Source organism: Nitratireductor lacus (assembly GCF_056431025.1).
Genome location: NZ_JBWKMB010000013.1, coordinates 58,144 through 78,559 on the forward strand (window position 1 = coordinate 58,144; position 20,416 = coordinate 78,559).

Consider the following 20,416-nt stretch of genomic DNA (forward strand, 5'->3'; position numbering starts at 1 on the left):
GCGTCAAACGCGCATTTTCCGATTTTCCATAATGGCTATGGCGAAGCCCTCCGACGCTTTGCCCACCTCACGGCGATAAAATGACCGATACGTCCGAAAAGATCGACTATTCCAAGACCCTCAACCTGCCGCAGACCGAGTTCCCGATGCGCGCCGGCCTCCCGAAGAAGGAGCCCGAGATCGTCGCCCGCTGGCAGGAGATGGACCTCTACCGCCTCCTGCGCGAGGACGCGGCGGGGCGCGAAAAATTCGTGCTGCATGACGGCCCGCCCTATGCCAATGGCAACATCCATATAGGTCATGCGCTGAACAAGGTTCTGAAGGACATCATCACGCGCTCCTTCCAGATGCGCGGCTATGATTCCAACTATGTGCCCGGCTGGGACTGCCATGGCCTGCCGATCGAATGGAAGATCGAGGAACAGTACCGCGCCAAAGGCAAGAACAAGGATGAGGTTCCGGTCAACGAGTTCCGTCAGGAATGCCGCGAGTTCGCCAGCCACTGGATCAAGGTCCAGTCGGAAGAGTTTCTGCGGCTGGGCATCGAGGGCGACTTCAAGAACCCTTATACGACGATGAACTTCCACGCCGAGGCACGGATCGCCGGCGAGCTGTTGAAGTTCGCCATGTCCGGCCAGCTCTATCGCGGCTCCAAGCCGGTGATGTGGAGCGTGGTGGAGCGGACCGCACTCGCCGAGGCGGAAGTGGAATACCAGGATGTCGAAAGCGACATGATCTGGGTGAAGTTTCCGGTGGCGGAAGCTTATTATTCGGAAGGAACTTGGGGTGCATCTGGGCAAACTGACCTTTCAGAACACTCAGAAAAGGTGGCTGAAAGGCAGGCCGCTCTAAGGGATGCTCACGTGGTGATATGGACCACCACGCCATGGACGATCCCCGGCAACCGCGCCATCGCTTACTCGCCACGCATCTCCTATGGGCTGTATGAAGTCGCGGAGGCTGAGAACGACTTCGGTCCTCAGCCAGGTGAGAAACTGATCTTTGCGGACGCTCTTGCGGCAGATAGCTTTTCAAAAGCGAAGCTGACAGCAAAGCGCTTGTTCGATGTGCCAGCTCGAGTATTCACCCAGCTAACGGTTCACCACCCCCTCAAGGGCCTTGGCGGCGGTTATGAGTTCACCGTGCCGCTGCTGCCCGGCGATCACGTCACCGACGATGCCGGTACGGGCTTCGTGCATACTGCGCCCAGCCATGGTCGCGAAGATTTTGAAGCATGGAACGATTTTACAAGTCGTCTGATGCAGCAATTTACCGGTAAGGATAATACCGGGTACTCACTTGCCTTTCACGCGGATGAGCACGGCTTCCGTCTAAATGGCAGGCCGTTCTCGCTGAATATCCCGTTCCCCGTAGATGACGCAGGCTTTTACACCAAGGATGCGCCGGGCTTCGGTCCCGACCGCGAAGGCGGCGCGGCGCGCGTCATCGACGACAAGGGCAAGAAGGGCGACGCCAACAAGGCCGTCATCGAGGCGCTGATCGCGCGCGACATGCTTTTCGCGCGTGGCCGCCTGAAGCACTCCTATCCGCATTCGTGGCGGTCGAAAAAGCCGGTTATCTTCCGCAACACGCCGCAATGGTTCGTCTATATGGACAAGGACCTTGGCGACGCTTCAACATTGCGTTCTCGCGCGCTGAAGGCCATCGACGAGACCCGCTTCGTGCCGGCAGCAGGCCAGGCGCGTCTGCGCGCCATGATCGCCGACCGGCCCGACTGGGTGCTCTCACGCCAGCGCGCCTGGGGCGTGCCGATCTGTGTTTTTGCCGATGAAGACGGCAATGTGCTTCAGGACGAGGCCGTCAACCAGCGCATTCTCGACGCCTTCGAGGCCGAGGGCGCGGATGCTTGGTTTGCCGAAGGGGCGCGCGAGCGCTTCCTCGGCGAGCGCGCCGGCGAGCCGTGGCAGCAGGTCATGGACATTCTCGATGTGTGGTTCGATTCCGGCTCCACCCACACCTTTACGCTGGAAGACCGGCCGGACATGAAATGGCCCGCCGACGTCTATCTGGAAGGCTCCGACCAGCATCGCGGCTGGTTCCACTCTTCCCTGCTGGAAAGCTGCGCCACGCGGGGCAGGGCGCCTTACGACACCGTCATCACCCATGGTTTCACCATGGCGGAAGACGGTCGCAAGATGTCGAAATCGCTCGGCAACCAGACTTTTCCGCAGGACATCATGAACCAGTCGGGCGCCGACATTCTGCGCCTGTGGGTCGCCACCACCGATTACTGGGAAGACCAGCGTCTGGGCAAGGCGATCATTCAGACCAATGTCGATGCCTACCGCAAGCTCAGAAACACCATCCGCTGGATGCTTGGCACGCTCGCGCATGACACGGGCGAGGATGTGCCTCTGGCCGAGATGCCGGAGCTGGAGCGCCTGATGCTTCATCGCCTCGCCGAGCTCGACGAGCTTGTGCGCAGGGGCTATGACAATTTCGACTTCAAGCGCATCATCCGCTCGCTGCTCGATTTCATGGTGGTGGAGCTCTCCGCCTTCTACTTCGACGTCCGCAAGGACGCGCTTTACTGCGATGCGCCTTCGAGCACGCGCCGCAAGGCTTCGCTCCAGGTGGTGCGCACCCTGTTCGACTGCGTCGTGACATGGCTTGCGCCCATGCTGCCCTTTACCATGGAAGAGGCATGGCTTGAGCGTCATCCCGAAGCGCGTTCGGTGCATCTGGAGCAGTTCCCCGCCGTGCCGCAGGAATGGCGCGATGCAGCACTTGCCGAGAAGTGGCGGAAAATCCGGCAGGTCCGCCGTGTCGTCACCGGCGCGCTGGAGATCGAGCGCAAGGAAAAGACCATCGGCTCCTCGCTGGAGGCTGCCCCGGTCGTCTATGTGAACGATGAGGAGCTGCAAAAGGCGATCGCCGACCGCGACATGGCCGAAATCTGCATCACCTCCGGCATCGACATTCGCCATGAGGCACCGCCTGCCGGTGCCTTCACGCTGGACGAGGTGCCGGGTGTCGGCGTCGTTTTTGCGCGAGCGACGGGCGAGAAATGCGCGCGTTCCTGGCGCTACACGGACGATGTGGGCTCCGATCCGGAATTTCCGGATGTGTCGGCACGCGATGCGGCAGCGCTGCATGAACTCCAGGCGCTCGGCCGCCTTTGAACGGTTGGTGGGGGAAGCTTCGGCACGGCCGATTGCTTCCCGCCGCCTCCTTCGCTACAAATGCCGCCGGGTTAAGGATGCCACGTTGTCGCCGGATTCGTGCGCGACATGCGTGATTTGAGTTTCCCGACGGTCTGGTACAACGGGACGACAAGCAGAATGCATCGCCTTGCCGGCAGCGTTCTGGGAGAGAGGTGGCAGTGAAGAGAACGGAAACCACAACGTCGCGGCGTTCCGCGCGCATGGTTGCGGCTTCGGGCACTTTGTGCCTCTCGGCCGTTCTTTTGTCCGGTTGCATCGGTGCACCGACTTACGGAACCGACAAGCCTGCCGATCAGCAATTGCTTGAAGATGTCACCGGCGTTCTGTCGCTTGGCCCGAAGGATAGGGAGCGCGTCGAATACAAGCCGCGCGCGGGCATTGTCATGCCTTCTTCGACCGAGGTTCTGCCGCCGCCGCAGGAAGACGTTGCCTCCGCCGGCAACCCCGCCTGGCCCGAATCGCCTGAAGAGCGCCTCGCACGCATTCGCGCGGAAGCGACCGAGAACCAGGACAATCCGTTCTACAAGTCTCCCATCGAGCGCGACATTGGTGTCAATGCGCGTAATGAGGATGGCTTTGTGAACCCGGAAATGGCCAAGAAGCAGCGCGAAGAATACTTCAAGCGCCGCGCTGCCACTGCACAGGGAAACCCGACCACCCGCCGCTATCTGAGCGAGCCGCCGGTCAACTATCGTCAGCCTGCCGACAGCGCGCCCACCGGCGAGCTCGGCGAGGATGAGGCCAAGAAGGCCCGCGCCGCAAAACGTGCCGCGCAGAAGGATGGCGGCGGTTTCGACCTGCGCCGTCTGTGGCCCTGGGGCTCCTGATGGAAATTCCGAGAAGCGGGCCGTGCGCCCGCTTTTTTTTTAGCGCTGCTGCCTGAAAAAGCGCCTCAGCAATGCAGCGGCTTCCGCCTCGCCAATGCCGGGATAGACGTCCGGTGCGTGGTGGCATGTCGGCTGTGAGTAGAAGCGCGCGCCATTGGTCACCGCTCCGCCTTTCTCGTCGCCGGCTCCGAAATAGAGACGGCGGATGCGGGCAAAGGAGATCGCGGCAGCGCACATCGCGCACGGCTCAAGCGTGACGTAGAGATCGGCGTCGACCAGCCGTTCCGAACCCAGAAGATCGCAGGCCGCGCGGATAGCGACGATTTCCGCGTGGGCGGTCGGGTCGTTGCATTCGCGGGTGCGGTTTCCCGCGCGTGCGATCACCCTGCCTTCATGCACGATCACTGCACCGACCGGCACCTCGCCACGTTCTGCGGCAAGGTGTGCTTCTTCGAGTGCTGCATCCATGAAGCTGGTGTAGTTCGCTTTCGTCGGTCTCATCAATCTTTTTGCTCGCAACTGGCGGTGCGAATTGATACCTAGAGCGCCAAGCGCCCGGAAGGGTGCTCAATCTTGCTATTTTCAGCATTTATGCGCACGTCAGATGATTCCACCTGACTGCAAAATGCTATAGCCGCCTCTATAGCATCGGGTGCGAATTCGGAATCGATTTTCCTGCAGTCCGATCTCTGATTTAAAACACTGGAGTGGTTCCGGCGCATGGGGCGCAAGACGGAAACCCAGGGCAAAAGGCCATCATGACCAAAGACCGACCCAACGACACCAAGCGGGAAAAGCAACCGGGCAAGCCGGGTAAGGGCAGGGACACGACCCCGAAAGAGGGCGACAAGGCAGATGGCGAGCGCATCGCCAAGCGTCTGGCGCGCGCAGGCGTTGCCTCACGCCGTGATGCCGAAGCGATGATCGAGGCCGGCCGCGTTGCGGTCAACGGCAGGGTTCTTGATTCTCCGGCGTTCAATGTGAGCGCTTCCGACCGCATTCTGGTGGACGGAGAACCGCTGCCGGCGGTTGAGCGCACGCGGCTCTTTCTCTTCCACAAGCCCGGTGGCGTGGTCACCACCAACCGCGATCCGGAAGGCCGCAAGACCATTTTCGACGCGCTGCCGGAAGGTCTGCCGCGCCTGATCACGGTCGGTCGTCTCGACATCAACACGGAAGGTCTGATCGTCCTGACCAATGACGGCGGGCTGGCGCGCGCGCTGGAACTGCCGGAAACCGGCTGGCTGCGCCGCTATCGCGTGCGCGTGCATGGCAAGGTCGATGCGACAGCTCTTGAAGGCCTCAAGGACGGTATCGCCGTGGATGGCGTGTTCTATGGCGCGATCGAGGCCACGCTCGACCGCGAGCAGGGCAGCAATGCATGGCTGACGCTTGGCCTGCGCGAAGGCAAGAACCGCGAGGTCAAGAACGTGCTCGGCGCGCTGGGGCTCGAGGTCACGCGCCTGATCCGCATTTCCTACGGTCCCTTCCAGCTTGGCACGCTGGGCGAGGGCGAGGTGCAGGAGGTCAAGGGCCGCACCCTGCGCGATCAGCTTGGCGAACGCCTGATCGAGAAGGCGGGTGCGAATTTCGACGCACCCATCGTCAATCCGTTCTCCAACAAGCCGGTTCGCGCCGAGCGCAAGCCGCGCGACGGCGACGCGGAGGAGAAGCAGGGTGGCCGCGAGCGTGAGGGTGGCAAGACCTTTGTGAAAAACCGCAAGCGCGACCGCGAGGAAAAACGCGAGGCCGCGCGCGACAGGCTCCAGACTTCACGTCCCGGTCGTCGTGAAGAGGAGCGCGGACCGCGCCAGAACCGCGGCAGCCATGTGTGGATGGCGCCCGGTGCGCGCCCGCAGGGAAAGCGCAAACAGGCCGCAGCCGAGGCGGAGGCCGACGAGCGGGCGCAGAAGCCGCGCAAGCCGCGCCGGGAAGGGGCTGCTCCGGCACGTGGCGACAAACCGTTCCGTTCACGCGGGGACAAGCCGTTCGACAAGGATCGTCCGGAGCGGGGCGACCGCGCGCGCGGTGGCGACAGACCCCGTTTCTCGAAAAGCGAAAGCGCCGCCGGCGAGACGCGGGAGGGCAGGCCCTTCCGTTCGCGCGACGACCGCCCGGCTTCCGGTGACAGGCCTCGTTTCTCGAAGGGCGGCAAGCCCGGCGGCAAGCCCTCCGGAAAACCGGCAGGCAGGTTCTCGGGCAAGCCGGGTGGCGGATCGCGCCCCGGCAAGGGACGCCCCGGCGGTCGCAAGCCGGGCAAGCCTGGCGGGGAAGGCTGACCCATGCGGATTGTGGGCGGGGAGTTTCGCGGGCGCACGCTGGCGGCGCCGAAGTCGGACGCGATCCGACCGACGACGGACCGCACCCGCCAGGCGCTGTTCAACATTTTCGAGCACCGCCATGCCGGCCGGCTGGAAAACGCGCGCGTGCTGGATCTCTTCGCCGGCACGGGCGCGCTCGGGCTCGAGGCGCTTTCGCGCGGCTCTGCCTTTGCGCTTTTCATTGAGGAGGCGGCTGCCGCCCGCGCGCTGATCCGTACCAATGTGGAAAATTTCGGCCTTCAGGGGCGCGCCAAGATTTTCCGCCGCGATGCGACGCGGATCGGCGAGGTGGGAACGATACAGCCTTTTGATGTCGTTCTGGCCGACCCGCCCTATGGCAGGGGCTTTGGCGAAAAGGCGCTCGCCGCCGCGCTGGCCGGTGGCTGGCTTGCACCCGGCGCGCTGGTCATGGTCGAGGAAGCGGCAGGCTCACCATTCCAGCCGCCGGAAGGTTTTCGGCTCATTGAACGGCGTGAATACGGTATATCCTGCGCAACCTTTGCCGAGCGCGCCTGAGTTTCGTCACTTTTGCGCCGATAGCTTTGCCTTGTCATGAGCCCGTGGCATTGTGCACGGGCGCACCACAAACCGTACAGGGCCTTGTCCATGAGAAATTCCATAGCGAATGTCGCTCTGAGCGCGGCGTTCGCCTTCATCGTTGCAGTCGCAGCGCCGTCCATAGCCACCGCGCAGGAAGCCGAGGATGACACTGCCGTTTCCAGCTTCACCCTAGAAAACGGCCTTGACGTTGTCGTTATCCCGGATCACCGGGCACCTGTTGCCACGCACATGCTCTGGTACAAGGTGGGCAGCGCCGATGAGGAGCCGGGAAAATCGGGCATCGCCCATTTCTTTGAGCACCTGATGTTCAAGGGCACGAGCACCTATCCCTCGGGCGAGTTCTCCGCGGCGGTTGCAGCAGTGGGCGGCAGCGAGAACGCTTTCACCTCCTATGACTACACGGCCTATTACCAGCAGATCGCACCGTCCGAACTGCCGGACATGATGCGCTTCGAGGCCGACCGGATGCGCAATCTGGTGCTGTCGGAAGAAAACATCGAGACCGAGCGCCAGGTGGTGCTTGAGGAGCGGCGCCAGCGCACCGACAATGTGCCATCCTCCATTCTCTCGGAGGAACTCAATGCCACGCTCTACCAGAATCACCCCTATGGCATTCCGGTCATTGGCTGGCAGCAGGAGATCGAGGGGCTTACGCACGACGACCTCAAGAGCTTCTACGACCGGTTTTACACGCCCAACAATGCCGTTCTGGTGGTTGCCGGCGACGTGAACGCCGATGCGGTGCGCGCGATGGCCGAAGAGACCTACGGCAAGATCGCCCGCGGACCCGATCTGCCGCCACGCGCCCGCCCGATGGAGCCTGACCAGAAGACCACGCGCGATGTCACATTCCGCGATCCGCGCGTCACCGTGCCCAACCTGTCGATCAACTGGTATGTGCCGTCCGCGCGCAGGGCCGAGAAGGGTGAATTCGAAGCGCTCGCCATCCTGTCCGAGGTTCTGGGCGAGGGGCTGCGCAGCCGGCTCTACCAGGATCTCGTCGTCAAGCAGGGGATCGCGTCCAGCGCCGGCAGCTATCTGCAGGGTGCGGCGTATGATTATTCCGCCCTCGTCGTTTACGGCGAGCCGCGCGGCGGTGCCGATCTTGAAACGGTCGAGGCCGCGCTTGTGGCCCAGATCGAGAAAATCAGGAACGAAGGCATTACCCCGGAGGAACTGGAGACCGCGCGCACAAAAATCCTGCGTGACCAGATTTTCATGCGCGACAGCCAGGTGCGCAGCGCCAACCTTTTCGGTGCAGTCCTGGCGACGGGCGGCAGCGTCGAGGACATCACCGGGCTGCCGGAGCGGCTTGACGCCGTGACCGTCGAGGCCGTTCAGGCCGCCGCCAGACGCTATCTTGATATGGACCATGCCGTGAAGGGCTATCTCCTTCCGCAAGAGGGAGACCGCTCGTGAGACAGAGACTGAATTTTCATCCAGGTGTTTTTATGCGCAGTTTCCTGAACGCGGGGGCTCTTCTCGCCCTCATTCTCGTCGTCGTGCCCGCAAAGGCGGCGGTGCAGATACAGGATGTGACCTCGCAGAAAGGCATCGAAGCCTGGCTGGTCGAGGATCACTCGCTGCCGATCATCACCTTCCAGTTCTCCTTCAAGGGCGGTTCCGCGCAGGACCCGGAAGGCAAGGAAGGCATCGCCAATCTCATGACCGGCCTGTTCGACGAAGGCGCTGGCGATCTCGATTCCGATGCGTTTCAGCTGAAGCTGGAAGAGCTCGGCGCGGAAATGTCGTTTCGCACCAACTCCGACGAGATATCCGGTCAGGTGCGGATGCTTGCCGAAAACAGCGACGAGGTTCTCGACCTGGTGCGGCTTGCCATCACCAGCCCGCGCTTCGATGCCGACCCGGTCGAGCGTATCCGCAGCCAGATTGCCGTCGGCATTCGCTCGGACGAACGCGATCCGCGCAAGCAGGGTTTTCTAAAACTCTCCGAGGCGCTCTATGGTGATCATCCTTACGCCCATCCCGATGAGGGCACGCTTGAAAGCCTGGCCAGCATTTCACCGGAAGACCTGAAGGCCTTCCACGCCCGCGTCTTTGCCCGCTCGAACCTGACCATCGGCGTCGTGGGTGCGATCGATGCCGGGCGTCTTGCCGGTGTTCTCGACACGGTGTTCGGCGATCTGCCGGAGGAGGCCGGGCTTCAGCCCGTCGCAGACATTGCGCCGAAGCTCGGCCAGGAAATCCGCGTCGAATACCCCCTGCCGCAGGCCACGCTGCAGCTCGTCTATCCCGGCGTGGAACGCGACGATCCGGAGTTCTTCTCCGCCTATCTGCTCAACCAGATACTCGGCGGCGGCGTGTTTTCCTCGCGCCTTTTCAACGAGGTGCGCGAGAAGCGCGGCCTTGCCTATGGCGCGTCGTCCTATCTTCACAGCCGCGACCATGCCCAGTCGCTCGCCATCCAGACGGCCACCAGCGCCGAACGGGCCGGTGAAACGCTTTCGGTCATCGAGGATGTGATCGCCGGCCTGCGCGACGAGGGCCCGACGGAGCAGGAACTGGAAGCGGCCAAGACCTACGTCATCGGCTCCTATGCGATCAACAATCTGGATTCTTCCACCGCCATCGCCCGCACTCTGGTCGGGCTGCAGCAGGACGATCTGGGGATTGATTATCTGGAGCGACGCGCCGATCTTATCAATGCCGTCACGCTGGACGATGTGAAGGAAGCCGCAAAGCGTCTTCTTTCACAGGAACCGGCGCTGCTGGTGATCGGCCCTGCGGAGCAGGCCCAGAACGGAGGCTGACGGATGGAAACGGCGTTGGCGAACGACGAGACGAAAGGCAGGGCGCCAGCCGGCGGACCAAGCTTCGCGCTTGCGCTCGGCGGTGGTGGCGCGCGCGGCCTGTCGCACATCCATATCATCGAAACGCTCGATGAGCTGGGCATCACGCCGACTGTCATCGCCGGCTCCTCCATCGGTGCGCTCATGGGCGCGGGCTTTGCCGCCGGCATCAGCGGCAAGGACATCCACGCCCATGCGCGCGCCATTCTGGGCAGCCGCACCGAGGTCGCCAGCCGCCTGTGGAAGGCCAGACCCGGCAATTTCGCCGAAATGATGGAAGGCGGCTTTCGCGTTGGCCAGTTCAACGCGGAACGCATCATCAGCGCATTCCTGCCGGCAGGCGTGCCGCGGACCTTCGAAGAACTGAAAATTCCGCTGCGTGTCACCGCCACCGACTATTTCCGCCACGAGCTAGCGGTGCTTGAAAGCGGGGCTCTTGCGGAAGCGCTCGCCGCCTCGGCGGCGATCCCGGCTGTGTTCCGTCCCGTGGAGCGGGGCGGGCGCACATTGATCGACGGCGGCATCTACAACCCCGTGCCCTTCGATCTGGTCGAGGGGCGTGCCGACATTCTGATTGCCGTCGACGTCGTGGGCGCACCGAACGACACGGGCGGCAAGCCCCCCACGTCGATCGAGCTCATGTTCGGCGCAAGCCAGCTGATGATGCAGTCGATCATCGCCATGAAGCTGGAACACGGGCGCCCGGATATTCTCATTCGCCCGGCCGTTTCGCGCTTTCGCGTGCTCGATTTCATGAAAATCGACGCGATTCTTGCCGAAACCGAAGCCATTCGTGAAGAGCTGAAACGCGCCATCGACGCTGCCGTCGCCGATTTCGAAAAAGCCCGCGCGTAATATCAGATAGAGCGGTTCACCGTTTCACGGAAACGCCGCTCCGCTCTATCTGTGTGTTTCTCCGCATTTGTGCGGACGTCAGGTGATTCCACCTGACTGCAAAATGCCCTAGCCAACGGGCTCTTCGTCCTGATCGATCCGCTGGCCTTCGCGCTTCGGCTTGATGAGCGGTTCGGGTGTGACCGGGCGCACGCGCATCTTGTCGTTTCCGGCGTAAATGCCTTCGACGGACTGGATCGCCAGCCGCTCCTCGTCGCGCCGGCGCACATCCTCGACGATTTCGCTGGCGATCTCTTCGCTGGTGCCCAGCGCCTGCAGGGTCCTGCCGCCGAAAATGAGAGCTGATTCCACGGTTTCGCGTATCTCATACTCCACGTCGCGGTCGCGCAGCGAGAGCGTGTGGGCCCGGTCGTAAGAGCGCACGTAAAGCCGTACATGCGGGTACTCGTCGCGGATCAGATTGACGATCTGATCCGTCGCGGTTGCGCCGTTGGTGCAGACCGCCACGATCTTCGTGTTGCGGATGCCCGCTGCCTCCAGAACCTCCATGCGCCGGCCGTCGCCGAAATAGATGCGAAACCCGAAACGCTCGGCGGCCCGCACCCGGTCGGCCGAATGATCGATGATGGTCACCTCGGTTCCGCCCGAAAGCAGCACCTGCGAAACCATCTGCCCGAAACGGGAAAAGCCGATCATCATCACATCGGCGCCCGCACCCTCGAAATCCTCGTCCATCTCTTCTGCCGGTTCCGTGCGAATGAGCATTTCGCCAAGCCGCACGGAAAGCGGCGTCAGCGCCATGGAAACGGTGACGATGGCGATCAGAAGGGATGCGGTGGACTGCGGGAAAATAAAGGCCGAGGCGGCGGCCGTGAACAGCACGAAACCGAACTCACCACCCTGAGGCAACAGGGCGGCAACGCGAACGGCACCGTTGTGTTCGCAGCCGAAGGCACGGCTGATACCGTAAAGAATAACGGCCTTCACCAGCATCAGGATGGGCACGGCGATCAGGATCGACAGCCAGTTTTCCAGCACAATGCGCAGGTCGAGCGAAAGGCCGATGGCCATGAAGAACAGGCCAAGAAAAATGCCGCGAAAGGGTTCGATATCGGCTTCCAGCTCATGCCGGAAGGAGGATTCGGCTAGCAGGACACCGGCGATGAATGCCCCCAGCGCCATTGAGAGCCCGGCCATCTGCATCACTGTTGCGGAGCCGAGCACCACCAGAAGCGCTGCGGCGATCATCACTTCTTTCGCACCGGTGTTGGCAATGACGCGAAAGAGCGGATTGAGCAGATAGCGCCCGGCAACAATCAGCGCGATCACGCTGGCAATGGCGAGCGCAAACCGTTCGAGGCTGATGGCTTCGGCCCCCTCGCCACCGGGTGAAAGCAGCGGAACCAGTGCCAGGAGAGGGGCGATCGCGAGATCCTGAAACAGCAGGATGGAGAAGGATGTCTGCCCATACTGGCTGTTGAGCGCCCCCTGCGATTCCAGCGTTTGCACCGAGAATGCGGTGGATGACAGGGCAAGACCAAAGCCGACAACGAAAGCCGCGCCATAGGAAAGTTCCGTCAGAAGCAGCGTGATCATGGCGAGGACGACACCGGTCACGGTCACCTGGATCAGCCCCATGCCGAATATGCTGCGCCGCATCGCCCAAAGGCGCGCCGGTTTCAGCTCAAGACCGATGATGAACAGCAGCAGCACCACGCCGAGTTCCGCCACGTGTAGCAGTTCCTCTCCGTCCGATATGAGCAGGAGAACCGGGCCGATGGCGATGCCTGCAGCGAGGTAGCCGAGGATCGTGCCAAGACCGATGCGGGCGAACAGGGGCGCGGCGATCACTGCACCGCCCAGGAGCAGCAGAGGTTCGTAGTAGAGCGGGGCAGCAGCAGCTTCGACGGCCATCGGGTCTCCAGCGTATCTCGGGGCGTATCCGGGGAATCTCAGCTTACCATTGCACATGCGCGCTGCGAATCATAAATGGAACAGACCGGTGTTTCCCATGCGCGACCAATTTCCAGCCAGGACTACGATGACAGATCAGAACGAAAAGCAGCAATTGACCGATCGGGTCGTTGCCCTTGTGGAGGCTGCGAAGAAGGCCGGCGCCGATGCGTCCGATGCGGTGGTGGTGCGCGCGCGCTCAAGAAGCGTGTCGGTCCGGCTAGGCAAAGTGGAAGGCACGGAAGCGTCCGAAAGCGATGACATGTCGCTGCGCGTGTTCGTTGGCAGGCGGGTCGCCAGCGTCTCGGCCCCTGCGAATGCCGACCCGGCCCCGTTGGCCGAACGCGCCGTCGCGATGGCGAAGGCTTCGCCGGAGGACCCGTATCAGGGGCTGGCCGAGCCGGATATGCTCGCGCATGCCATTGCCGATCTCGATCTTTTTGACACAACCGAGGTCTCCGCCGAGCGCCTTAAGGAGGATGCGCTCGCCGCCGAAGCTGCGGCGCTCGATGTGTCCGGCGTTACCAATTCATCGGGCAGTGGGGCGAATGCAGGTTCGGGCGGTCTGGTGCTTGCGACATCGGAAGGGTTTATCGGTGCCTATGAAGCGACACGCTTTTCCCGGTCCGTGAGCGTTCTGGCCGGCGAAGGCACCGGAATGGAACGTGATTACGATTTCTCCTCACGCCTGCATTTCGTCGATCTGGATGCACCTGAAGAGATCGGTCGCAGCGCCGGTGAACGGGCCGTCCGGCGGCTCAACCCCCGCAAGGTGGACACCGGCCGCTACCCGGTCGTCTACGATCCGCGTGTGGCGCGCGGGATTGCCGGCCATCTGGCCTCGGCGATCAATGGCGCATCGGTTGCGCGCAAATCGAGCTTCCTGCGTGACATGATGGGGAAAAAGGTGGCGGCTGCCGGCATAACGGTGACGGACGATCCCCAGCGCAGGCGGGGCCCTTCCTCACGGCCTTTCGATGGCGAGGGTGTTGCCGGCCAACGGCTTGTCATGATCGAAGACGGTTTCCTGAAACACTGGTTCCTGTCAACCTCCGTCGCCCGCCAGCTCGGTCTTTCGGCCACCAATGGACGCGGGACGCGCGGCGCCTCGTCGGTCAATCCGTCCTCCACCAATCTGGCGCTTGAACCCGGTACGCAAACGCCGGAAGCGCTGATCAAGGGCATCAGCTCGGGCTTCTATGTCACCGAAGTGTTCGGGCAGGGGGTAAATCTCGTGACCGGTGAATACAGCCGCGGTGCGGCGGGCTTCTGGATCGAGAATGGCGAGATCACTTATCCGGTCTCGGAAGTGACCATCGCCTCAAACCTGAAGGACATGTTCCTCAACATGACCCCCGCCAGCGACATTGACCGCAATTTTGGAACAGCCGCACCGACCCTGCTTGTGGAAGGCATGACGCTTGCCGGAAAGTGAACCGCAGAAGGCGGCACCTGAAGCCGATCTCGAATTGGTCGCGGATGTGGCGCGCGAGGCGGGAGCCATCGCGCTCAGATATTTCCGTCGTGATCCCGAAGTCTGGTGGAAAGGCGGTGTTTCGCCGGTCAGCGAGGCTGACTATGCGGTCGACCGCTTTTTGAGGAAGGAACTCCTTGCAGCACGCCCCGATTATGGCTGGCTGTCGGAAGAAACGGCACTAGCAGATCAGGAACTGGCCCGCGAGCGGGTGTTTGTCGTCGATCCCATCGATGGAACACGCGCGTTTATTGCCGGGCGGCCGATCTGGTGTGTCAGCATCGGCGTGGTGCATCGCGGGGAGAGCATTGTGGGCGTGCTCGAATGCCCGGAGCTTTCTGAAACCTATCGAGCGTTGAGGGGCGGGGGCGCATTCCGCAACGGGGAGCGCCTGGCGGTAAAACCGGAAGGCGATGCGTTTGTTGTTGCCGGTCCCAAGGCGATGGTTTCCGAATTACCTTCTAAAATTCTGCAGAAAACCAGAGCTTACGGCTATGTGCCGTCACTTGCCTATCGCATCGCCATGGTCGCGAGCGGGGCGCTTGACGCCACTTTCGTCAAACCGAATGCGCATGACTGGGACCTGGCGGCTGCCGACGTGATCCTCCGCGAGGCGGGAGGCGTGATCAGGGACGCCAGTGGAAACACGCCCTCCTATGCGGGCCCCGACCCGAAGAAGGGCGCACTGGCTGCCGGCAGTGGCGCGCTCCTGCAGGCCATGACGCAAACGCTCTCAATCGGTGAATGAGCGGGTTTGCGGTTCCAAAATCGCAGGAATTCCTCTACACGGGCGGTTAGCGATTTGCTTATTGCCATATTCGTCTGCAAATGGGCTCGAACATGTCCGAGAAAAAAGAGAACTCCCAGCTTCTGCATCTGGTCTTCGGCGGCGAGTTGACGTCGCTGACCGGCGTAACATTCCGCGATCTCGACGGGGTCGATATCGTCGGCATCTATCCGGATTACAAATCCGCGGAAAAGGCGTGGCGCGCCAAGGCGCAGGAGACCGTTGACAACGCGCATATGCGTTATTTCATCGTTCACCTTCACCGCCTGCTGGACCCTGCGTCCGATGAGACCCGGGGATAGCCCTTGGGGATAGCCCCTGGGGATAGCAAGGAACTGCATATGGAAAACAAGGCGAGTGCGCCTTCCCCTGCCATGACCGCCAATCGGAAGAAGACCGGCCCCCGCCCCTTGAAGGAGCTGTGGCGTCGTATTCGCAAGCCGCTGGCAAAGTCGCGCTTTGTGAAACAGGCGCTGGCAACGCTCATGGCGGGCGCCATTCGCCTGATCGACCGCACCAATCCGCGTGTCGAGGGATCGCACGACCTGCAGGCGGCAATCGACGCCCATTCGCCGGCAATTGCCGCTCTCTGGCACGGCCAGCACATTCTGGGCCCCGCCATCAATCCCCGCCGGCACAAGATCGTGGCCATGTTTTCCCGCAGCGCCGATGCGGAACTGAACGCGCTCGTGGCGGAAAAACTCGGTTTTGAAACCGTTCGCGGCTCCGGTGGCCGCAAGGGGGAGCGCGACGTCCGCAAAGGCGGCGCGAAGGCGCTGATCATGCTGAAAAAGACCATCGATCGCGGCTGCAATGTTGCGATGATCGCCGACATTCCGCATGGCACACCGCGCGAAGCCGGACTTGGCATCGTCACTCTGGCGCGCATTTCCGGTCGCCCCATCGTTCCTGTTGCCATTGCCACCAGCCGCCGCAAGGTGCTGGAACGGACCTGGGACAAGACCACGATCAATCTGCCCTTTGGCCGAAGCGCGGTCATCCTGGGCGACCCCATCTATGTCACGTCCGATGCGGACGAGGCGACAATGGAAGAGAAGCGCCGTGAGGTTACCAACTCGCTCAATGAGGCGACGCGGCAGGCCTACTCCCTGGTCGACGGTCAGTGAACCATGAGTGAACGCTGGGCGCGCGCCATCCTCACAACCTATCGCTGGGTGGGTGCAGCAGCCTTCCCCATGATTGGTGGCTACATCGTCTGGCGCGCCGGAAAGGGCAAGGAGGACCGCGTCCGCCGGCACGAGCGCTACGGACGCGCCGGCCATCCGCGCCCGGACGGCCCGCTGATCTGGATGCATGCGGCCAGCGTGGGCGAGACCATGGCCGTGATCGGCCTGATCGAGCATCTTCTGGGCTATGGGATCAACATTGTTCTGACCACCGGAACCGTGACCTCTGCCCAGGTGGCAGAAGAACGCCTTGGCGAGGGCGTGATCCATCAATATGTGCCGCTCGACCTGAAGCCTGCCGTCAGCCGGTTTCTCAATCACTGGCAACCGGATCTGGCCATCATGGCCGAGTCGGAGATCTGGCCGATGACCATTCTCGAGCTCGGTGCGCGCCGAGTGCCGCAGGTGCTCGTCAACGGCCGGCTTTCCGACCGCTCCTTCGAACGCTGGAAGAAGCGGGCCTATCTCGCCGAAGCGCTTTTCGAAAACCTTGCCCATGTGGTGGCGCAGTCCGAGGTGGATGGCGAGCGCTTCCGCACACTGGGGGCGAGACCGGTCACCGTTTCGGGCAATCTCAAGGTCGACACCCACGCACCGCCGGTGGAGAAGGAAGCGCTTGCCACGCTTGAAGAGCAGATTGGCGACCGGGAAACCTGGGCTGCCGTCTCCACCCATGAGGGCGAAGAGACGATCGCCGCCAATGTGCATGAAAAGCTGAAGTCCCGCCACCCGGACCTTCTGACGATCATTGTGCCCAGGCACCCCGAACGGGCAGACGGCCTGGAAGAAGAGTTCACCGCCCGCGGCCTCAAGGTGGCGCGGCGCAGCCGTAACGATACGGTCCTTGCGGAGACGGATATTCTGCTTGGCGATACGATTGGCGAGATGGGACTTTATCTTCGATTGACCGAAGTGGCCTTTGTCGGGCGCTCGCTCGTGCAGTCGGGCGGGCAGAACCCGATCGAGCCGGCTCGTCTGGGCACGGCGGTGCTTTCAGGCTGCAATGTGCAGAATTTCCGCGATGCCTATCGCCGCCTTATCGACGCCGGCGGGGCGCGGCTGGTGCGCGATGGCGAGATGCTGGCCGGTGGCGTGAACTTCCTGCTTAACAATTATTCGGCGCGTCGCACCATGATAAAGGCGGGGCGCGCTGCAGTCGACGATATGTCTGGCGCGCTGAACCGCACGCTGCAGGCGCTCGACCCGTATATCCATCCGCTGATCGTCAAGAGCAGGCTCGAGGGCGACGAGGGGCATGGCTAGCGAGGCACCTCCATTCTGGTGGGAGGCGGCGGACTGGCGGGCCTGGGGCCTTTCGCCGCTGTCAGCGCTCTATGGCCTCGTGGCCGGATACCGGATGGCCTCTGCGAAACGCGCTAAAGTGGATGTGCCGGTCCTGTGCGTGGGCAATTTCACCGTTGGCGGCGAGGGCAAGACCCCGGTCTCCATCGCGCTCGCCAAACAGGCGAAGAAACTCGGCCGCAAACCCGGTTTCCTGACGCGCGGGCATGGTGGCTCGATGGCGACGGCGCATCTGGTGGATGCGAAGAAGGATCTTGCGCGCCATGTGGGTGACGAGCCCCTGCTACTGGCGCAGCATGCGCCGACGCTGGTCGCCCCCGACCGCCTGACGGGCGCGCTGGAGCTGATCGGCATCGGCTGCGACTTCATCATCATGGATGACGGCTTCCAGAGTGCGCGGCTGCACATGGATTATGCGGTGATGGTGGTGGATGCGCGGCGCGGGCTGGGCAACGGCCATGTCATTCCGGGCGGGCCCATGCGCGCGCGGCTGATCGACCAGTTGCGCCACGCCGATGCGATCCTAACCATGGGCGAAGGGAGTGCGGCCGACCATGTGGTGCGCAAGGCTTCGCGGGCGGGACGCCCGGTGTTTCAGGCGCGGCTCAAGCCGCGCGGCGTGCGCGCGATCAAGGGCGGGCGGTTTCTCGCTTTCGCCGGGATCGGCAACCCGAAGAAATTCTTCGACAGTGTGGCGCAAGCCGGCGGCGCGGTGGTGGGGGGGAAGAGCTTTCCCGATCATCACCCCTACGACGATGACGATGCGCGCGATCTGATCGCGGCGGCGGAGAAGGAAGGGCTTGAGCTCATCACCACCGAGAAGGATCTGGTACGGCTGAAGGGCGGCAGCACGGCGCTTTCTGCGCTGGCCGAACACTGCCGCGTGCTGCAGGTGGAAGCGCAGTTCGATGCGCCCGACATGCCGGTGACCATCATCGAAAGCGCGATCGAGGCCTGGCGCGAGCGCATTCTGAAATAGGTCAGCCGCGCTTCCTGAGTTCCGGATGCATTTCCAGCTCGCGGGCGAGCGAGGTGTCGGCGTTCACATAGGCTTCCTGCCGCGCGACGCTCCAGTATTTCAGATCGTCGAGCTGGATCGGCTGTTCGGTCACGGCGCAGCGCACGAAGGCGCCGGGCGTCATCACCTGAAAATCGCCATCCAGATAGCGAATGCGCGCCTCGCGCGCGCCGGGTCCTTCAAAACGGTTCATCGGTAAAACCTCTCATCGGGTTCCTTGCGCCATATTTCGAGGCAGAGGTCAAGCATCTCGCATCACCGCCGCCCGAACAGCCGCTCGATATCGGTCAGCTTCAACTCGATATAGGTCGGGCGGCCGTGATTGCACGTGCCGGAGCCGGGCGTCGCCTCCATCTGGCGCAAGAGCGCGTTCATCTCTTCGGCCCTGAGCCGCCGTCCGGAGCGCACCGAGCCATGGCAGGCCATGGTGGCGGCGATGTGGTCGATCCGCTCCTTCAGCGTGTCGGCGGTGTCGTTCTCGGCGATCTCATCGGCGAGATCCCGCACAAGCTGCGGCACATCCACCTTGCCAAGCATGGAGGGCGTCTCGCGCACGGCGATGGCGCCGGGACCGAACCGCTCCAGCCCCAGCCCGAACCGGGCGAGGAAGTCCGCATGGGCGGAAAGCCGGTCGGCATCCTCCTCCGGCATGTCGACAATCTCCGGCAACAGCAGCATCTGCGCGGGGAGGGGACGGGCATGCAGCGCCTCTTTCAGCGCCTCATAGACAAGTCGCTCATGGGCGGCATGCTGGTCGACGATGACGAGCGAATCCTCCGTCTGCGCGACGATGTAATTCTCATGCACCTGCGCCCGCGCGGCCCCCAGCGGGGTGCGCATCAGTTCTGGCGCTGCCTCCACTTCGCCCGCGCGCGCATCGGCGGAAAGCGCTGACCCCACATCGAACGCCGCCTGGCCGGCCTCGGCAAAGCCCGGTGCCTTGCTCATCTCCAGCGGACGGGTGGGGGAGGTGGCCGCACTCCAGCCATGCTCAGGGCGGGGTGGAGGCGTGTAGCGCTGTGGCGTGGCGTGGCCCGCTGCCCGCTGCTCCGGCCGCTGGAAGGCGGCGAGCATGGCGTCGGCCCCGGAGGTGGAGGCGCGCATGCCGCTCATCTCCAGCGCATGGCGGATCGCGCCGACGATCAGCCCGCGCACCAGCCCCGGATCGCGAAAGCGCACATCGGCCTTGGCGGGGTGCACATTGACATCGACCAGCGCCGGATCGAGCGTGATGAACAGCGCCGCCACCGCATGCCGGTCGCGCGGCAGCGCGTCCATATAGGCGCCGCGAATGGCGCCGGTGAGCAGCTTGTCGCGCACGGGCCGGCCATTCACATAGAAATATTGCAGCATCGCATTGCCGCGCGAAAAAGAGGGGACCGACGCATGGCCCGAAAGGGCAACGCCCTCGCGTTCGGCCTCGATGGGCAGCGTGTTTTCGGCAAAGTCGCGGCCCATCACCTGCGCAATGCGGCGCAAGAGCCCCTCGCCATCGGCGGGCACGGCGGCTAGCTCCAGCGTGTTGCGGTCGGAGCCCGTCAGCGTGAAGCGCACCTGCGGGAAGGCGAGCGCCATGCGCTTCACCACCTCGGTGATGGCGGCGGTCTCCGCTCGCTCGCTCTTCATGAATTTCAGCCTTGCGGGCGTGGCGAAAAAGAGGTCGCGCACCTCCACCGTCGTGCCGCGATTGGCGGCGACGGGCTTCACCGCCGAGACGCGCCCGCCCTCGACGGAAATCTCCGCCGCACTGTCGGCCCCTTCCGGTCGCGAGCGCAGCGAAAGCCGCGCCACCGAGCCGATGGAGGGCAGCGCCTCGCCGCGAAAGCCGAGCGAGCGAATGTCGTGAATGTCGTCGGTAAGTTTCGACGTGCAATGGCGCGAGACGGCGAGCGGCAGCTCCTCTGGCGGCATGCCGCCGCCATTGTCGGTAACGCGGATCAGCGAAAGCCCGCCGCCGGCGGTGGCTACCTCGATGCGCGTTGCGCCCGCATCGAGCGCGTTTTCCACCAGCTCCTTCACCACGCTCGCCGGCCGCTCGATCACCTCACCAGCGGCGATCTGGTTGATCACGGTATCGGTGAGCTGGCGGATGGTGCGGGGGGCTGTGGTCATGGCTGCGATTTTAGGGGGATTCGG

17 protein-coding genes are annotated in these 20,416 nt (G+C 63.3%); 13 read left to right on the forward strand and 4 right to left on the reverse strand.

The features are described 5' to 3' along the window. Window positions 1–80 precede the first annotated feature (80 nt). Both ileS and AC07E3_RS12585 read left to right on the forward strand, forming a co-directional pair. On the forward strand, window positions 81–3,143 hold the full coding sequence (gene ileS, locus AC07E3_RS12580; RefSeq protein ID WP_478362280.1) for an isoleucine--tRNA ligase: 3,063 nt from the start codon (window positions 81–83) through the stop codon (window positions 3,141–3,143). A gap of 200 nt (window positions 3,144–3,343) precedes the next feature. Then, window positions 3,344–4,012, forward strand: coding sequence for a hypothetical protein (locus AC07E3_RS12585; protein ID WP_478362282.1), 669 nt, complete (start codon window positions 3,344–3,346; stop codon window positions 4,010–4,012). A gap of 39 nt (window positions 4,013–4,051) precedes the next feature. Here AC07E3_RS12585 and AC07E3_RS12590 read toward each other — a convergent pair whose 3' ends face one another. Then, window positions 4,052–4,513, reverse strand: a complete 462-nt coding sequence (locus AC07E3_RS12590) for a nucleoside deaminase (protein ID WP_065816280.1) — start codon at window positions 4,511–4,513, stop codon at window positions 4,052–4,054. Window positions 4,514–4,770: 257 nt separating this feature from the next. Between AC07E3_RS12590 and AC07E3_RS12595 the strand changes: the two genes are divergently transcribed. The 5 genes from AC07E3_RS12595 to AC07E3_RS12615 all read left to right on the forward strand — a co-directional run bounded on the left by AC07E3_RS12595 (window position 4,771) and on the right by AC07E3_RS12615 (window position 10,559). Beyond that, window positions 4,771–6,291 (forward strand): pseudouridine synthase, encoded by a 1,521-nt coding sequence (locus AC07E3_RS12595; RefSeq protein ID WP_478362284.1) that lies wholly within the window; start codon window positions 4,771–4,773, stop codon window positions 6,289–6,291. Between the two features lie 3 nt (window positions 6,292–6,294). Beyond that, window positions 6,295–6,849, forward strand: coding sequence for a 16S rRNA (guanine(966)-N(2))-methyltransferase RsmD (rsmD, locus tag AC07E3_RS12600; protein WP_322339639.1), 555 nt, complete (start codon window positions 6,295–6,297; stop codon window positions 6,847–6,849). A 90-nt stretch (window positions 6,850–6,939) separates the two neighbouring features. Then, on the forward strand, window positions 6,940–8,313 hold the full coding sequence (locus AC07E3_RS12605; protein WP_336066600.1) for a M16 family metallopeptidase: 1,374 nt from the start codon (window positions 6,940–6,942) through the stop codon (window positions 8,311–8,313). Between the two features lie 32 nt (window positions 8,314–8,345). Continuing rightward, window positions 8,346–9,665, forward strand: a complete 1,320-nt coding sequence (locus tag AC07E3_RS12610) for a M16 family metallopeptidase (protein ID WP_478362400.1) — start codon at window positions 8,346–8,348, stop codon at window positions 9,663–9,665. 3 nt (window positions 9,666–9,668) lie between these two features. Then, a complete protein-coding gene (locus tag AC07E3_RS12615; protein ID WP_322339636.1) occupies window positions 9,669–10,559 on the forward strand; it encodes a patatin-like phospholipase family protein in 891 nt (296 codons plus the stop codon). 108 nt (window positions 10,560–10,667) lie between these two features. On the opposite strand, the gene AC07E3_RS12620 is transcribed toward AC07E3_RS12615, so the two are convergent. Next, window positions 10,668–12,473, reverse strand: a complete 1,806-nt coding sequence (locus AC07E3_RS12620) for a monovalent cation:proton antiporter-2 (CPA2) family protein (protein ID WP_478362286.1) — start codon at window positions 12,471–12,473, stop codon at window positions 10,668–10,670. 127 nt (window positions 12,474–12,600) lie between these two features. On the opposite strand from AC07E3_RS12620, the gene AC07E3_RS12625 reads away from it, so the two are divergent. The 6 genes from AC07E3_RS12625 to lpxK all read left to right on the forward strand — a co-directional run bounded on the left by AC07E3_RS12625 (window position 12,601) and on the right by lpxK (window position 18,241). Continuing rightward, entirely contained in the window at window positions 12,601–13,947 is a 1,347-nt protein-coding gene (locus AC07E3_RS12625) for a TldD/PmbA family protein (protein ID WP_478362288.1), read from the forward strand. Next, a complete protein-coding gene (locus AC07E3_RS12630) occupies window positions 13,934–14,734 on the forward strand; it encodes a 3'(2'),5'-bisphosphate nucleotidase CysQ (protein ID WP_478362290.1) in 801 nt (266 codons plus the stop codon). Before AC07E3_RS12625 ends, AC07E3_RS12630 begins: the two co-directional genes overlap by 14 nt. Before the next feature lie 92 nt (window positions 14,735–14,826). Next, complete coding sequence (locus AC07E3_RS12635) at window positions 14,827–15,075, forward strand: DUF4170 domain-containing protein (protein WP_065816271.1); 249 nt, start codon at window positions 14,827–14,829, stop codon at window positions 15,073–15,075. A gap of 39 nt (window positions 15,076–15,114) precedes the next feature. Next, window positions 15,115–15,900, forward strand: a complete 786-nt coding sequence (locus AC07E3_RS12640; RefSeq protein WP_418792848.1) for a lysophospholipid acyltransferase family protein — start codon at window positions 15,115–15,117, stop codon at window positions 15,898–15,900. Between the two features lie 3 nt (window positions 15,901–15,903). Next, window positions 15,904–17,223 carry a lipid IV(A) 3-deoxy-D-manno-octulosonic acid transferase gene (gene waaA, locus AC07E3_RS12645; RefSeq protein ID WP_459439397.1) on the forward strand — a complete coding sequence of 440 codons (1,320 nt, stop codon included), beginning with the start codon at window positions 15,904–15,906 and terminating at the stop codon, window positions 17,221–17,223. Beyond that, window positions 17,216–18,241 carry a tetraacyldisaccharide 4'-kinase gene (lpxK, locus tag AC07E3_RS12650; RefSeq protein ID WP_478362293.1) on the forward strand — a complete coding sequence of 342 codons (1,026 nt, stop codon included), beginning with the start codon at window positions 17,216–17,218 and terminating at the stop codon, window positions 18,239–18,241. The genes waaA and lpxK overlap by 8 nt, the downstream gene beginning before the upstream one ends. 1 nt (window position 18,242) lies before the next feature. Here the strand turns inward: lpxK and AC07E3_RS12655 are convergent, their stop codons facing one another. Both AC07E3_RS12655 and mutL read right to left on the reverse strand, forming a co-directional pair. Next, on the reverse strand, window positions 18,243–18,473 hold the full coding sequence (locus tag AC07E3_RS12655) for a DUF2093 domain-containing protein (protein ID WP_322339631.1): 231 nt from the start codon (window positions 18,471–18,473) through the stop codon (window positions 18,243–18,245). Between the two features lie 62 nt (window positions 18,474–18,535). Next, on the reverse strand, window positions 18,536–20,392 hold the full coding sequence (gene mutL, locus AC07E3_RS12660) for a DNA mismatch repair endonuclease MutL (protein ID WP_478362295.1): 1,857 nt from the start codon (window positions 20,390–20,392) through the stop codon (window positions 18,536–18,538). Window positions 20,393–20,416: the final 24 nt, after the last annotated feature.

Coding starts and splice junctions, on each gene's coding strand:
- ileS (WP_478362280.1), top strand. CDS start 81: ATGACCGATACGTCCGAAAAGATCGACTATTCCAAGACCCTCAACCTG.
- AC07E3_RS12590 (WP_065816280.1), bottom strand. CDS start 4,513: ATGAGACCGACGAAAGCGAACTACACCAGCTTCATGGATGCAGCACTC.
- AC07E3_RS12595 (WP_478362284.1), top strand. CDS start 4,771: ATGACCAAAGACCGACCCAACGACACCAAGCGGGAAAAGCAACCGGGC.
- rsmD (WP_322339639.1), top strand. CDS start 6,295: ATGCGGATTGTGGGCGGGGAGTTTCGCGGGCGCACGCTGGCGGCGCCG.
- AC07E3_RS12605 (WP_336066600.1), top strand. CDS start 6,940: ATGAGAAATTCCATAGCGAATGTCGCTCTGAGCGCGGCGTTCGCCTTC.
- AC07E3_RS12610 (WP_478362400.1), top strand. CDS start 8,346: ATGCGCAGTTTCCTGAACGCGGGGGCTCTTCTCGCCCTCATTCTCGTC.
- AC07E3_RS12615 (WP_322339636.1), top strand. CDS start 9,669: ATGGAAACGGCGTTGGCGAACGACGAGACGAAAGGCAGGGCGCCAGCC.
- AC07E3_RS12620 (WP_478362286.1), bottom strand. CDS start 12,473: ATGGCCGTCGAAGCTGCTGCTGCCCCGCTCTACTACGAACCTCTGCTG.
- AC07E3_RS12625 (WP_478362288.1), top strand. CDS start 12,601: ATGACAGATCAGAACGAAAAGCAGCAATTGACCGATCGGGTCGTTGCC.
- AC07E3_RS12635 (WP_065816271.1), top strand. CDS start 14,827: ATGTCCGAGAAAAAAGAGAACTCCCAGCTTCTGCATCTGGTCTTCGGC.
- AC07E3_RS12640 (WP_418792848.1), top strand. CDS start 15,115: ATGGAAAACAAGGCGAGTGCGCCTTCCCCTGCCATGACCGCCAATCGG.
- waaA (WP_459439397.1), top strand. CDS start 15,904: ATGAGTGAACGCTGGGCGCGCGCCATCCTCACAACCTATCGCTGGGTG.
- lpxK (WP_478362293.1), top strand. CDS start 17,216: ATGGCTAGCGAGGCACCTCCATTCTGGTGGGAGGCGGCGGACTGGCGG.
- AC07E3_RS12655 (WP_322339631.1), bottom strand. CDS start 18,473: ATGAACCGTTTTGAAGGACCCGGCGCGCGCGAGGCGCGCATTCGCTAT.
- mutL (WP_478362295.1), bottom strand. CDS start 20,392: ATGACCACAGCCCCCCGCACCATCCGCCAGCTCACCGATACCGTGATC.